15 protein-coding genes are annotated in these 13,297 nt (G+C 56.6%); 6 read left to right on the forward strand and 9 right to left on the reverse strand.

Annotated features, from left to right (window positions below):
* Positions 1–10: 10 nt before the first annotated feature.
* Genes MTC_RS11645 through MTC_RS11680 form a run of 8 tightly spaced genes read right to left on the reverse strand, consistent with a single transcriptional unit; the run spans position 11 to position 6,253 of the window.
* On the reverse strand, positions 11–655 hold the full coding sequence (locus tag MTC_RS11645; RefSeq protein ID WP_014406896.1) for a V-type ATP synthase subunit D: 645 nt from the start codon (positions 653–655) through the stop codon (positions 11–13).
* Positions 655–2,055 carry a V-type ATP synthase subunit B gene (locus MTC_RS11650; protein ID WP_014406897.1) on the reverse strand — a complete coding sequence of 467 codons (1,401 nt, stop codon included), beginning with the start codon at positions 2,053–2,055 and terminating at the stop codon, positions 655–657. Before MTC_RS11650 ends, MTC_RS11645 begins: the two co-directional genes overlap by 1 nt.
* On the reverse strand, positions 2,052–3,791 hold the full coding sequence (locus MTC_RS11655; protein ID WP_014406898.1) for a V-type ATP synthase subunit A: 1,740 nt from the start codon (positions 3,789–3,791) through the stop codon (positions 2,052–2,054). The genes MTC_RS11650 and MTC_RS11655 overlap by 4 nt, the downstream gene beginning before the upstream one ends.
* 4 nt (positions 3,792–3,795) lie before the next feature.
* A complete protein-coding gene (locus MTC_RS11660) occupies positions 3,796–4,116 on the reverse strand; it encodes a V-type ATP synthase subunit F (protein ID WP_014406899.1) in 321 nt (106 codons plus the stop codon).
* A complete protein-coding gene (locus tag MTC_RS11665; protein ID WP_014406900.1) occupies positions 4,109–5,158 on the reverse strand; it encodes a V-type ATPase subunit in 1,050 nt (349 codons plus the stop codon). Before MTC_RS11665 ends, MTC_RS11660 begins: the two co-directional genes overlap by 8 nt.
* Before the next feature lies 1 nt (position 5,159).
* Positions 5,160–5,744, reverse strand: a complete 585-nt coding sequence (locus MTC_RS11670) for a V-type ATP synthase subunit E (protein WP_014406901.1) — start codon at positions 5,742–5,744, stop codon at positions 5,160–5,162.
* 37 nt (positions 5,745–5,781) lie between these two features.
* Complete coding sequence (locus MTC_RS11675) at positions 5,782–6,000, reverse strand: ATPase (RefSeq protein ID WP_014406902.1); 219 nt, start codon at positions 5,998–6,000, stop codon at positions 5,782–5,784.
* Positions 6,001–6,016: 16 nt separating this feature from the next.
* Positions 6,017–6,253 (reverse strand): hypothetical protein, encoded by a 237-nt coding sequence (locus MTC_RS11680; RefSeq protein ID WP_014406903.1) that lies wholly within the window; start codon positions 6,251–6,253, stop codon positions 6,017–6,019.
* A 229-nt stretch (positions 6,254–6,482) separates the two neighbouring features.
* Here MTC_RS11680 and MTC_RS11685 point away from each other — a divergent pair, with 229 nt between their 5' ends.
* The 6 genes from MTC_RS11685 to MTC_RS11710 all read left to right on the forward strand — a co-directional run bounded on the left by MTC_RS11685 (position 6,483) and on the right by MTC_RS11710 (position 12,658).
* The gene (locus MTC_RS11685; protein ID WP_014406904.1) at positions 6,483–6,701 is read left to right on the forward strand and encodes an LSm family protein; all 219 of its coding nucleotides are present in this window, start codon (positions 6,483–6,485) and stop codon (positions 6,699–6,701) included.
* A 54-nt stretch (positions 6,702–6,755) separates the two neighbouring features.
* On the forward strand, positions 6,756–6,935 hold the full coding sequence (locus MTC_RS11690; protein WP_014406905.1) for a 50S ribosomal protein L37e: 180 nt from the start codon (positions 6,756–6,758) through the stop codon (positions 6,933–6,935).
* 12 nt (positions 6,936–6,947) lie between these two features.
* Positions 6,948–8,363 carry an amidophosphoribosyltransferase gene (gene purF / locus MTC_RS11695; RefSeq protein WP_014406906.1) on the forward strand — a complete coding sequence of 472 codons (1,416 nt, stop codon included), beginning with the start codon at positions 6,948–6,950 and terminating at the stop codon, positions 8,361–8,363.
* Positions 8,364–8,456: 93 nt separating this feature from the next.
* Entirely contained in the window at positions 8,457–8,957 is a 501-nt protein-coding gene (locus tag MTC_RS11700; protein ID WP_014406907.1) for a pyridoxamine 5'-phosphate oxidase family protein, read from the forward strand.
* Positions 8,958–9,013: 56 nt separating this feature from the next.
* Entirely contained in the window at positions 9,014–9,583 is a 570-nt protein-coding gene (locus MTC_RS11705; RefSeq protein WP_143767149.1) for a hypothetical protein, read from the forward strand.
* Between the two features lie 114 nt (positions 9,584–9,697).
* Positions 9,698–12,658, forward strand: a complete 2,961-nt coding sequence (locus tag MTC_RS11710) for a DEAD/DEAH box helicase (RefSeq protein ID WP_143767262.1) — start codon at positions 9,698–9,700, stop codon at positions 12,656–12,658.
* On the opposite strand, the gene MTC_RS11715 is transcribed toward MTC_RS11710, so the two are convergent.
* Positions 12,623–13,282 (reverse strand): cytochrome c biogenesis CcdA family protein, encoded by a 660-nt coding sequence (locus tag MTC_RS11715; protein WP_237706015.1) that lies wholly within the window; start codon positions 13,280–13,282, stop codon positions 12,623–12,625. The genes MTC_RS11710 and MTC_RS11715 overlap by 36 nt on opposite strands.
* Positions 13,283–13,297 lie beyond the last annotated feature (15 nt).

Raw genomic sequence — 13,297 nt, forward strand, 5'->3', positions numbered from 1 at the left:
CATCAAAAAATTATTCTACACTATCCTGGCTCTTACGCTCCAGCAGCTTCTTAACTTTCTTAAGCCTAAACAGGTCCTCACGCTCCCTCTCCTCTATTGAAATCTTTATGTAGCGGGCCTGCCTCTTCAGCTCCGGGATGAGAAGCTGCTCTAGGGCATTCACGCGCCGACGGTTCATCTGAATCTCCGCACCAAGCCGGCGCATCGCGGTCTCCTTCTCGGCAAGGTCAATCAGCATGTCAAGCTCCGCCTCAAACTTCTCTGCGGTCTCGTCAAGCCTGCCGCTCGTGCCCACGATGCCATAGCCCCTCTCGACGACGCTTCTCGACATCCTCTTCTTCTCGACGACGGGCACGGGAACGCCCATTATATTCCTGCTCCTCACCTCCAGCATGACGCTCCTCCTCGTCGCAAACGATGCGGACTTCAACGTTATCGGGTCGTCCACCGCCTCGGCAAGCAGCAATGAGTGCTGCGCGTCAGCCGCCACCGCCTCCAGCTCATCACGCGACCTGGAAAAAGACTCCATCACATTGAAAAACTCGTGGATCAGGACGTCCATCTTCTGCCGCAAAAGGTCCCGCCCCTGCTCGGCCATCTTTATCTGGGCGTTCTTTTTGATAAGCTCCATCCGAGTCGGGTTAACCTGCTCCATCAAGAAGCCCCCTTATATATTGGGTGGTATTTCTTGATGTACTCGACCTTGATGCGCTTCAACTCCTCCATGGGCAATAAAGACAAAATGTCCCAGGCAATGGCAAAAGTGTCCTCGATGCTCCTGTTCTCATCGCCCTGCGTGATGAACCTCTTCTCGAACTCGTCCGCGAATTTCAGGTAAGTGCGGTCAAGCTCGGTCAGAGCCTCCTCGCCGACGATGGCGACGAGCCTCCTCAGGTCCCTGCCATAGGCGTAAGAGGCATAGAGCTGGTCAGCCACATTCCGATGGTCCTCCCTGGTCTTTCCCGGGCCGATGCCCAGGTTCATGAGCCTGGACAGGCAGGGCAGGCTGTCTATCGGGGGGTCTACTCCTCTTCGATAAAGATCCCTGCTCAACACTATCTGGCCCTCGGTGATGTACCCGGTAAGGTCTGGCACGGGGTGGGTGATATCATCGTCGGGCATTGTGAGGATGGGGATCTGGGTTATGGAGCCCTTCTTGCCCTTTATCCGGCCCGCCCTCTCGTATATGGACGCCAGGTCAGTATACATGTAGCCGGGGTAGCCTCTCCGGCCCGGAACCTCCTCACGCGCCGTCGAGACCTCGCGCAGCGCCTCACAATAGTTAATCATGTCCGTCAAAATGACAAGGACGTGGAGGTCGTGCTTGAAGGCGAGGAACTCTGCGGTGGTGAGGGCACACCTCGGCGTCGCTATGCGCTCAATGGTCGGGTCATCAGCCAGGTTCATGAAGAACACCACTCTCTCCAGGGCGCCGGTCCGCTCGAAGTCCTGCATGAAGAACGACGCCTCCTTGTGAGTGATGCCCATCGCCACGAATATCACGGCAAAGTTCTCTCCCTCGCCTAGCACTTTCGCCTGTCGGGCTATCTGGGCGGCCAGCTTGTTTGCTGGCAGGCCCGAGCCGGTAAATATGGGGAGCTTCTGGCCCCTGACAAGGGTGTTAAGCCCATCTATGGCGGAGATGCCGGTCTGGATGAAGTCGGAGGGCTTATCCCTGGCGTAGGGGTTGATAGCGCTCCCGACGATGTCGAGCCTGGCCTCTGGTATGACCTCCGGCCCCCCATCCCTGGGCTTTCCGACGCCATTAAATACCCGGCCCAGCATGTCCCTTGAAACGTTAATCCTGGCAGGCTCGCCGGTGAAGATGACCCTCGTCTTGCTGCTATCCACCCAGCTCGTGCCCTCGTAGACCTGGATGACCGCCATCCTTTCGGATATGTCCAGCACCTGCCCCGTCCTGTGGTCTCCATTCGGCAGGATTATCTCCACTATCTCCCCGAAGGTCACCCCTTTGACGTTCTCCACGAATATGAGCGGCCCGGAAACATAGCTAACCGTCCTGCACTCCTTAGACACCAGGCTTATGGCCTTCATTTTTCCGCCTCCAGCGCAGCTATCCGGTCGCCCATCCCGCTGATCAATTCCTTTATCACGTTAACGTCCTTAACTTCCTTCATCCTGCCTATCTCAGCCTTTAATGGAAGCTCCATTATCTTCTTCAGCGACACGCCCCTGTTAATGGCCGCGGCGGCCGCATCATAGAATGTCAGGATGGCCTTTAGCATGTAATATTGCTTATCCAGCGGGCAGAAAGAGTCCGTGTCGCTATAGGCGCTCTGCTGCAGGAAATCCTCTCTTAGCATACGCGTGGCCTCGAGTATCGCCTTCTCGCTCTCAGGCAGGGCGTCAGGACCGACAAGCTGCACGATCTCCTGAAGCTCCACTTCCTTTTGCAGCAGGTACATCGCCTTGCCCCGCATCTCCAGCCAATCCCCGGAGACGTTCTCGCGGTACCAGTCACGCACGCTCTCTAGGTATAGAGAGTAGCTCTTTATCCAGTTAACCGAAGGGAAGTGCCTGCGGTAAGCCAGGCTCGTGTCGAGCGCCCAGAACGTGCCCACCGCCCTAAGCGTATTCTGGGTTATCGGCTCTGAGAAGTCGCCTCCAGGCGGCGACACGGCTCCCACCACCGTCACCGAGCCTATCCTGCCGTCAGACCCGAGGCACACCGTCCTGCCCGCACGCTCGTAAAAGGCTGACAATCGAGTTGGAAGGTAGGCGGGGTACCCTTCTTCTCCGGGCATCTCTTCGAGCCGGCCAGACACCTCTCGCAGCGCCTCGCCCCACCTCGACGTGGAGTCGGCCATGAGCGCCACGTCGTAGCCCATGTCCCTGAAGTACTCCGCCATCGTTATACCCGTGTAGATTGAGGCCTCCCTGGCCGCCACCGGCATGTTCGAGGTGTTCGCCACCATGATGGTCCTCTGTATCAAAGGCAGCCCAGTCCTGGGGTCAACCAGCTCCGGAAACTCGGTCAGCACGTCGGTCATCTCGTTGCCCCTCTCGCCGCACCCTATGTAGACCACGACGTGGGCGTCGGACCACTTAGCCAGGGTCTGCTCGGAAACTGTCTTGCCGGTGCCGAACCCCCCCGGTATCATCGCAGTGCCGCCCTTTGACACGGGGAATATCAGGTCAAAGACCCTCTGGCCAGTTATCAATGGCAAATTCGTGTCCAGCTTTTTCTTATAGGGCCGGCCCTTCCTCACGGGCCACTCGTGCATTAGCCTGATTATGGCACCATTGTCCAGGACGCAGACCGGCTCCTCCACCGTGAACTCCCCGTCGCGTATCTCGGCCACGGTACCGCTGATGCCCGGAGGCACGAGTATCCGATGGTCGATGTGGAACTCCTTAACGGTCCCTATCACGTCCCCGCCCGAAACCTGGTCGCCCTTCTTGACGGCCGGCACGAACGCCCACCTCTTAGCCCGGTCGAGGCCGGGCGCGGCCATGCCCCTCGATATGAAGTCTCCGCTCCTCTCGTAGAGGCGGGGCAGCGGCCTCTGGATGCCGTCGTAAATAGAAGATATAAGCCCCGGGCCGAGCTCCACGCTAAGCGGGGCCTCGGTGTTCACCACCTTCTCGCCCACCCTCAGGCCGGTGGAATCCTCGTATAGCTGTATGACGGCCCGGTCCCCCTCAAGCCTGATGACCTCCCCGCGAAGCTCCTCCTCTCCAACCTTCACCACGTCATACATCTTTGACCCCTTCATCCCGCGGGCTATGATGACGGGGCCTGAGATACGGGATATTATTCCTTCCAGCATGCGGTCATCTCCTCATGACTATGTTATAGCCTATGGCCTTTCTCAACAGCCTCTCAATGTAGCTCTTCTTATCCATGCCCTTAGACCTCGACGGCATGGGTATTATGATGGGCTTGCGCATCCTCTCCAGCTTATCCCTGTACTTTTCGTCCAGCGATGACAGGATGTCCTCGCTGATCGCGATGATGCCAGTATCGCCCTTGCTGATAAGCGACTGGATGAGGCCTTTGGCCTCCTGGGCGCTGGACGTCTCGAAGGCGTCTACTCCCGCCAGCCTGAACCCAACTGCTGACTCGCTATCCGTGACCACGACGAACTTATGCATAGATTAGCTCCTTCCTCACCTGCTCTTCGGACATGCCGACCGTCTTACACCTGGCTATTATCCTCAGGTTGGTCACCTCGTTGTACTTGGCCCAAAAAAAGCCCACGAGTATAGCTATACTTAGAGGGTCTCCCCTGTATGCCGATATTCCTTTCAGGATGAGGTATTTGTCAAGCATTTTTTCGAGGTCTGAAATCTTCTCCTTCTTCAGGCTTTCCTCCGGAGCGCTTTTTAGGAAGCTATAGTGCGTGGGCTCCAGCAGCTTTAGCGCCCCCTCGACGGACTTCGCGTTTATCATGGACAGCAGGAAATCCTCGTCCAGCTTCTTGCCGCCCTCTATGAAGTATACTTTAGCTTCCTCGGGGCTTACCCTATCCCTGACCATCCTGAGCGCCGACTTGATGTTTATTATGTCGATCTGGGTGGCCAGGAGCTCCCGCACGACCATCGCATCGTAGTTATTCTTTTTCAGGCTTCCCAGCGCCTGCTCATAGTGATACCTGTCGAGGGCGACGTCGAGCGGGATGAGGCTCTTATCAGACTGGTACTGGCTGAAGGCCTGCATCAATGGCCGGGCGTACTCGATATCCCAGGCCGCCATCAGGTCGATGACCGATTTTACGTCGGGCTGCTTTATCATCTCGGAGAGAGAGGCCTCGTCCAGGCTCCCCACGGGCAGGAGGCATTCGAATATCTCCTCGGACGCGGCGTGGATGCTCTTACCCCTCAATATCGTCTTTACATTTTGAACGTCCCACCTCTTTAAAAAGACGTTCAGGTACTTTTCCCCATCCTCGCCCCTCACAAGCTCCGATATCCTGGTGAACGTCCGGGTGAAATTCCTACGCAGGGCATACTCCAGGCGGTATACGCCCGAGTATTTGACCCCTGCCTCCTCCACGTCCTGCCTGTAGGGCGTCTTCTCCATGGCGGCGGTGAGCGAGTCGACATCGGGCTTGAGCACGAGGTCGTCAAGCGCCTTCCTATCCAGCAGGCGCCCCTTCATCCCCCTTATCCTGGCGTTCAAGTAGCCATAGTCCATGTCAATCACCGAACAGGGCCGAGAAGACCTCGAGCCTGTGGCGCTCCCTCGCCGACTTCAGCCGCGATTCGATGGTGTTAAAGACGACCGTCCTCCCATCGGGGGTGCTGACGTTTAGCCCGCCAGCACACGAGATGTCCGCCTGCACCGGACACTCGATGCCCATCGTTCCAATAATACGCCTGCAGAGGTCCTCGTCCCGCGGGTCTACGTGGAGCACGAACTTCTTTTCGCCAATGGCGTCGATGGCCTCGGCCATCGCCCTTCTGAAGAAGTCCTCATAGCCATTCTCTTGCCTGATAGCCGCCAGCCGCCCCTCAGCAAGGCTAAAGGCCCGGGAAAAGTACTCGTGCATGATGGCGGCGCTCTCGCCCCTGGCCTTGCTCCGCGCCTCGTATAGAAGCCTATTCCTGTCCACCTCGAGGTCCCTGGAAGCCCTTGAGATGTGCCCTTTCACGATCTCGTCCGCCTTCAGGCGAGCCTCCTCCTCGATCTTTGCAGCGCTTTCCCGGGCCTTCCTCAATAGCTCCTCCCTTTTCTCCTCCGCGCTCGCCTCCATGGACTTCATCAGGTTCTCATAGTCCATGCCATACCTCCCGTATGCCCCTCCTATTGCCCGGGCATCACTTTATCATGATTATTATCATCGCAGCGACGACGAAGCCCAGAATGGTCAAGGTCTCAGGGATTGCCTCCAGGATGATGACGATGCCCGACAGCTCCGGCCTCTCCGCCAGCGTGCCGGCGCCCGCCGCCCCTATCCTTGCCTGTGCCAGCCCTGTGCCCAGGGCACCCGTCCCGAACGCTATCGCCGCCCCTATTGGGACTTCCCAGCCTACCATTTATTTTCCCTCCCGCTTATCTCGTAAATTTCTTGAAGATCACGCACAGCGTCTCGTCCGCCTTCTTAAGCTCCATCTCGAGCTCGGTCTGCTCTTCCTTGGGTATGCCCTTCCGTATGATGAGCATGCGGTAGGGTATGCCCTCGCGCCCTTCGCCGTGGTATTTACCCATTTTAAACTTGTAGTCGCCATCCCCAATATCGTACTGCTTAAGCTTCTCAACCACTTCCGGTTTCAGCATCTCAAGCATCATCTCTATTACCCCCTATTCATGGCTAAAGCTACGGTTTTTCCGTATTTTTTTATAAAAATAGCTCTGAAAACAATATATTCTTTATTTTAAAACTTAATATAACTTTCGCAGGCCAAGCACAAGCCTCCGGAAAAAATAACCATATGTAAACTTAACCTTACGATAAGTATAAATATGCTATATGAGATTTACACAGTGTTCAGCATTATATTTTAGCTGGAGGAATTTTATGAGCCAGAGACCATTAGACGTCCTGAATGACGCGCTGAATTCCCCCGTCATCGTAAGGCTAAAGGGAGGCAGGGAGTTCAGAGGCGAGTTACAGGGTTATGATATGCACATGAACCTCGTCCTCGAAAACGCTGAAGAGCTAAAGGAGAACGAGGAGTCCAGAAAGCTCGGCACGATCATAGTGAGGGGAGACACGGTCGTATACGTATCGCCCTGACATCTCAACCATAACGCATTTAAACGATAAGCAACATTTCAAGGGTGAATTGCTATGACTAAGGGAACGCCATCACAGGGCAAGCGCCAGAAGAGGGTGCACACGGTTTGCAGAAGGTGTGGCAAGGTATCGTTCAACTACGCAAAGAAGACATGCGCCGCCTGTGGCTTCGGCAGGTCAGCCAAGCTTAACAAGTGGGGCTGGCACAGCCACCTGGCAAGACAGACCTGGTAAAGCAGCTTAACTATGAGAGACAAGTGCGGCGTCGTCGGCGTGAGGTTCGATGCGGAGAAGAACAGGGATGCCGCCGCGCTATACATTTATTACGCCCTTCAGGCGCTCCAGCACCGCGGCCAGGAGTCGGCTGGCATAGCTGTCACAAACGGGAGCTGCCTGCTATCCGATAAGGGCATGGGCCTGGTCAGCGACTATTTTTCACGGGAACGGCTACAAAAGCTAGCAGGGTATGCGGGCATAGGGCACGTCCGGTATTCCACCACTGGCGGCTCACGCCCTGAGAACAGCCAGCCCTACACGGTCACGTATAAGGGCGGAACGATCGCCATCGCTCATAACGGAAACCTGGTGAATTATAGGGAGCTTAAGAAGGAGCTGGAGGCAGAGGGGAGGGTCTTTAACTCAGACTCGGACACCGAGGTCATAGCTCAGATGCTGGCAAGGGAGCTCATACGTAACGACATCGTGGAAGCTGTCAAAGAGGCCATGAAGCGGCTTGTCGGCTCCTATTCGCTGGTAATATTGATCGGCGATAAGGTCATCGGGGTGCGCGACCCTCTCGGGTTCAAGCCCCTCTGCATAGGACGGGTGGATGGCGGTTACGTCCTGGCCTCGGAGAGCGCGGCCATCGACACGCTTAACGGCGAGCTCGTGAGGGACGTAGCGCCTGGCGAGATGGTCGTCCTCGGGGATAAGATTGAGAGCTACAGGCTTTTTAGGTGCAAGAATCATGCCCACTGTATGTTCGAGTACGTCTACTTTGCCAGGCCGGACTCCATCATAGATGGAAGGCTCGTCTACAAGGTCAGGCACAAGATTGGCGAAACGCTGGCCAGGGAGTGCCCAACGGAAGCGGACATCGTCTCCCCCGTGCCAGACTCGGGCATCACATCGGCCATCGGCTACTCGAACGGCTCGAGCATCCCGTACGCTGAGGCGCTCATCAAGAACCGTTACGTCAACAGGACGTTCATCATGCCCGTGCAGGAGCTGCGCGAGACGGCCGTGCGGCTGAAGCTGAACACGGTAAGGTCTAACATAGAGGGCAAGCGTGTTATTTTAATCGATGATAGCATTGTGAGGGGCACTACCTCCCGAAGGATAGTCGACCTGCTGCGGAGGGGCGGCGCAAGGGAGATACACGTCCGCATCGGCAGCCCGCCCATCATTTCGCCGTGCTACCTGGGCATCGACATGGCCACGCGGGAAGAGCTTATAGCGGCTCATAAGAGCGTTAAGGGCGTCGAGTTTTTAATAGGCGCCACATCGCTATACTACATTTCGCTGGATGGCCTGGTTGACGCAATAGGCATGCCGAAGGAAGACCTGTGTATGGGCTGCCTCACCGGAGTATACCCGATAGAGATACCGGGCGAAAAGTGTGAGGATAAGCAGATGAAGCTTAACCACTTCGTCTCCGAATGACGCTATTTTCATATTGGGGCCGCCTCTATTTCCCGATTTATTATCGGTCGCCTTTATACCCTGAAGGAAAATATTTTCTAGTGGTGGGATAGGATGGCAGGTGCAGTTCGTGGCCAGGGGCAGGAAGTGTTAAGGCTGCCCTCCATGTCAAAACTGGAAGTCGAGGAGCTTTTGAAAAATTCGAGGATATGCCGGCTGGCGTTCAATGACATGCCCCAGCCATACATTATACCGCTCGACTATGTCTATATGAATGGCAAGATGTATTTCCACTTCGCTGGCTACGGTAAAAAGATAAGCCTGTTCGAGAAGGACCCGCACGTCAGCGTGGAGGTGGACAGATACAACGATGACATAACGGAGTATGAAAGCGTCACTCTCATGGGCACGCTGGCAAAGGTGACCGACATGGGGGAGAAGATGGCTGTCTCAAAAAAGCTGCTGGAATCCATAAAGTCCAGGGGCGGGGAGAAGAACGTCGCCGCCAGGCACGGCTATGAGCGGCTGGACCTGGATACCCTCATGTCGGAGAGCTCGATGGTGCTCAGGCTCGACGTCGCTGATTACGTCGCGCTGAAGTCGCCAGCCTCCTGACGAATGCTTTTTAAACGAAAATCATATTATGCTGAGCGCCCAATTAATGGTGTATCTTGAGAGAGGTATTGAACGTGAACGCGGAAAGTAGCAAGGATAAAGCCATCTACGAGCACATAGCCGACTACATCATCCAGACGCTCATCAGGGAGGACGTCAACGCCTTCGCGGAGGCGAAGCTGCTCAGCGAGCTGCTGGCGTACAAGCTGCCCGGCGTGGCTGGGCGGCTCATGTACACGACGGCAAGCGACGCATCGGAAAAGCTTAAAAGGGGAGAGAAATTCAACCTTGAAAAGGAGATCGGCGGCATAACGGCTCAAAAGCGGCTGCACTTCCGCTCAAGGGACCAGTATAACGCATTCGTCATGCTATTCTTCAAGGTGGTGGAGAAATACCCCGAGCTTCTGGAGCCCGTCGACGGCGAGGACGAGTTCGAGAGGTTCATGATCCACTGCATCAACGAGTTCAGGCAAAAGCTGGAGGGCTTCGCGATGGAGGTCGCTAAAGAGCGGACCGAGCTAGAGTATAAGAATAAGCTATACATACACCGGAGGAACGCCGCGGTCCCAGAGGTCCCCACCTATGCCGACTATATCGCCGAGAGGATTGACGGCCTGGCCGAATGAAGCGATTTTTCTTTTTTTGCATATATTATTTTCAGTATGCAGTAACAAAGCAAATTTATACTTGGTGTGATAATGGCCTTATATGGCAGCATAGAGAGGTAGTCGAGCTTGGAAGTGAGCGGGGCGCTGCCCGTCGAGGGCACCATAGATGAGCGGTTTCGGGGGATGTTCCCCTATGAGAAGTTCAACCGGATGCAGTCTATAGCCGTGCCGGCCATCCTTCGGACGGACGGGAACGTCGTCGTCTCGGCTCCGACGGCCAGCGGCAAGACGGTCCTCGCTGAGGCGGCCATGGTGAAGGAGCTTGGCAGGCCTGACAGGGGCAAGGTCCTCTTCATAGCGCCACTCAGGGCATTGACCAATGAAAAGGAGGCAGGCTGGAAGCAGGTGCTCTCAAGGATAGACTTTAAAGTGTACGTCGTGACCGGCGAGAGGGACCTTTACCCGTCAGAGGCCAGGGCGGCGGACGTCATCATAACCACCCCCGAGAAGTGGGACTCGGCCACCAGGAAGTACATGCAGGACAGGTATGACTTCGTCCGTAATGTGACACTTATCGTGGTAGATGAGGTACACCTGCTCGACTCCGATGGCAGGGGAGGGACGCTTGAGGCCGTCATAAGCCGCATGAGGCGAATCAAGGCGCAGCATGGCGGCAGGCTGAGGATAGTGGCCCTGAGCGCCACGATGCCCAACATCGTCGACGTGGCGAGGTGGATAGGCGCCCCGCCAGAATGCGTCCTCGAGTTCGACGGCTCATACAGGCCCGTCGAGCTTGAGACCGAAGTATTGCCCTACCGCCCTAAGCCGAACGAGTTTTTAAATAAGTATGTGAGGCTCTACAGGGCGTTCGACGTGATAAAGGGCGAGCTTGCGGAGGGGCACCAGGCGCTGATATTCGTATCCACGAGGCAGGACACCCATCAGGCCGCGGAGAAGCTATGCGAAATCGTGAGGAAGTACTGCCCCTACACGCTAGGGCCATCGGAGGCGATAAGGCTCCAGGAAATGAAAAACCGGGTGGAGAACTCGAGGCTAAAGGGCTGCCTGCCATACGGGATAGCGTTCCATCACGCCGGCCTGTCTGCCGAGGACAAGGCCCTCATAGAGGGCGGCTTCAGGGCGGGGGTGATACGCATACTGGTGTCAACCTCCACGCTGGCATGGGGCGTCAACCTGCCCGCCCGCGTGGTCGTAGTCAGGGACGTGGAGATGTACGACCCCATCCAGGGAAACAAGGATATAAGCCCAATAGACCTGCTACAGATGCTCGGAAGGGCCGGCAGGCCCGGCTATGACACCAAGGGTAAAGGCTACGTCATCGTGCCGGATGAAAGGGCGGCCGAGTATAAGGCACTGCTGAAGGATGGAAAGGCCATAGAGTCAATGCTGGAGCATGGCCTGGCAGAGCACCTGAACGCCGAGATCGCCGTCGGCATGGTGAAGAGCGTGCGCGACGCCGCGGAGTGGCTGAAGACGACGTTTTATTACGTCAGGTCTCAGAGCATGGGGCAGCCGCCAGACGTCGATGCGCTTGCCGCCGAAAAAGTGAGGCATCTCGTGTCAAACGGGTTCGTCAGGGAGGACTCGGGCGTGCTATCGGCGACGCCGCTTGGGGCCTTGACCTCGGACTTTTACCTCAAGCTGGAGACGGCTCTTCTCTTTAAAAAGCATGCCATGAAGGGCGCGTTGACCACTGATGACGTTCTGGACGTGGTTGCCATGGCCTCTGAGTTCAGCGATGTGGTGGCGAGGCCTGGCGAGGCGTCATCGTTGAAAGCATACGGCCCCTACGAGCCCGGCGGCATGGCCAAGGTAAGGGCCATCCTGGCCGGCCTCATCGGCCGCAGCCTGCCCGACGAGCTTAAGTCAGACGCCTGGGCCATCAAGCAGAACGCCTCGCGCCTGCTGAGCGCCTTCTCGCGATTCTGCGAGGAGTACTCGGGCGAGGCGCTCTCGAAAAAGGTCAGGATGGTGTCGCTCCAGATTGATAAGGGCATACCTGAAGAGGCGGTCGAGCTGGCGTCAATCGAGGGCGTTGGCGAGAGGAGCCTTGAGGCGCTTATGAAGGGTGGCATAAGGTCGCTGAGGGATGCAGCGGACAGGAGGCCTGAGGACCTCATGAAGATGGGCATCCGTGGGCCTGTGGCGATTAGCATCGTTGATGCGGCCCGAAAGCTGCCGAGGGCTGAAGTCGACTTCTCCGAGGTTCCGGAGCTCGTGGCGCCAGGCAGCCTGAGCGCTGCTGTAGCGATTCGTAACGTGGGGGCGGGGGGCAGGCTTGCAGTCGTGATAAAAGCAGACGACGAAACCATGGTGAGCGAGCGGCTCTACCTTGGAGGAGGCAGCGTGCGTAGCATTCCTTTCCAGCTTGACATAAAGTCGAATACTACTTTGTACGTAGCTGTCGATTACCCGGACACGATGCTGCCGGCGGATGAGTGGAAAAAGGCCTTAAAGGTAAAACAGGCCGAGCCTGAAAAGAAGGCTGATGTAGAGGAGGTAAAGGAGTTGATGCCAGGGAACTATTTGGTCATCGCCGGAGAGGCGGGGGTAGAGTACGCCGGAAGGGCCAGGGATGCCTACGAGGGCAACGTCGTGGTGCTAATAAAGCCGGACTCTTCGGTCGTAGTGCATACGGATAGGGGTGTCAAGCCCCGTAACTACATGGGGAGGGCTCATATAATCCAGATAAAGGATGAGAGCGGTGTGAGGATTAAGGCTGAGAGCCGCGGGGAGGTCCTATCTATATCCTTTAAGAGCGTGGAGGTGTATCAGCCGCATTTCTCGCAAAAGCCGGATATGGGGGCTGCTTTTAGGCTTCCTATTTCTGAGGGCGATAGGGCGCTGGAAAAGGCGCTAAGGGAGGCGAGGAACGCCATGGCGAGGGAGATGCGGGTGCCGCCGTACACAATCTTCCCGGACAAGACCATCTATGACCTCATCGCGAAGAGGCCGAAGACTAAGGAGGAGCTGCCGGGCGTCTACGGGATCGGTCAGGCAAAGGCGGAGAAGTATGGCGATTTTATATTAAAGACGCTAAATGATGGAGGGCAGGAAGCCCAGGGCGGATAGATAGTACGCTCCCACGAGAAGAAGGATTATGCCGGCGGCCTTACGGATGCCTGCCGAGTATTTAGAGGCCTCGCGAAGCCTGGCAGACACGACGCTGGACGAGTATGCGGCCATGAGCATGGGTATGGCCAGGCCGAGCGAGTAGGCCAGAAGCAGCGAAGCGCCGTACAGGACCGCGCCCTGTTGTGCCGCTATCATGAGTATGGAGGCCAGAATAGGGCCGACGCAGGGCATCCACAGGATGCCGAGGCTCAGCCCCAGCAGCAAGCCTCCTGGCAAGCCGTCGCTGTCCATGCACGGCGTCGCAATCCTCGAAATGGGGAGACGTTCCCACAGGCCCAGCAATGCGCCCTCGACGGTCCTGGAAAGGATATAAAGGCCCATGACTATGATGAGCACGCCAGAAATCAGCTTAATGTAATCAATATAATCCATTAAAAGGGACCCAAGTGCGGAGGATAATACGCCCATAGCTGTAAACGATGCGGCGAGGCCTAAAACGATGGCAAGCGGCGTAAGCCTGCCCTTCTCGGCCGAGTACGCCATAACTCCTGGTAGAAGCGGCAGCACGCATGGGGATGCGACGCTCACCGCGCCGGCCAGCAATGCCATAGCAAAGGTCACCGTCTCCAAATCAAT

It is taken from the genome of Methanocella conradii HZ254, assembly GCF_000251105.1.
Lineage (GTDB): Archaea > Halobacteriota > Methanocellia > Methanocellales > Methanocellaceae > Methanocella > Methanocella conradii.

Coding starts and splice junctions, on each gene's coding strand:
- MTC_RS11645 (WP_014406896.1), bottom strand. CDS start 655: ATGGAGCAGGTTAACCCGACTCGGATGGAGCTTATCAAAAAGAACGCC.
- MTC_RS11650 (WP_014406897.1), bottom strand. CDS start 2,055: ATGAAGGCCATAAGCCTGGTGTCTAAGGAGTGCAGGACGGTTAGCTAT.
- MTC_RS11655 (WP_014406898.1), bottom strand. CDS start 3,791: ATGCTGGAAGGAATAATATCCCGTATCTCAGGCCCCGTCATCATAGCC.
- MTC_RS11660 (WP_014406899.1), bottom strand. CDS start 4,116: ATGCATAAGTTCGTCGTGGTCACGGATAGCGAGTCAGCAGTTGGGTTC.
- MTC_RS11665 (WP_014406900.1), bottom strand. CDS start 5,158: ATGGACTATGGCTACTTGAACGCCAGGATAAGGGGGATGAAGGGGCGC.
- MTC_RS11670 (WP_014406901.1), bottom strand. CDS start 5,744: ATGGACTATGAGAACCTGATGAAGTCCATGGAGGCGAGCGCGGAGGAG.
- MTC_RS11675 (WP_014406902.1), bottom strand. CDS start 6,000: ATGGTAGGCTGGGAAGTCCCAATAGGGGCGGCGATAGCGTTCGGGACG.
- MTC_RS11680 (WP_014406903.1), bottom strand. CDS start 6,253: ATGATGCTTGAGATGCTGAAACCGGAAGTGGTTGAGAAGCTTAAGCAG.
- MTC_RS11685 (WP_014406904.1), top strand. CDS start 6,483: ATGAGCCAGAGACCATTAGACGTCCTGAATGACGCGCTGAATTCCCCC.
- MTC_RS11690 (WP_014406905.1), top strand. CDS start 6,756: ATGACTAAGGGAACGCCATCACAGGGCAAGCGCCAGAAGAGGGTGCAC.
- purF (WP_014406906.1), top strand. CDS start 6,948: ATGAGAGACAAGTGCGGCGTCGTCGGCGTGAGGTTCGATGCGGAGAAG.
- MTC_RS11700 (WP_014406907.1), top strand. CDS start 8,457: ATGGCAGGTGCAGTTCGTGGCCAGGGGCAGGAAGTGTTAAGGCTGCCC.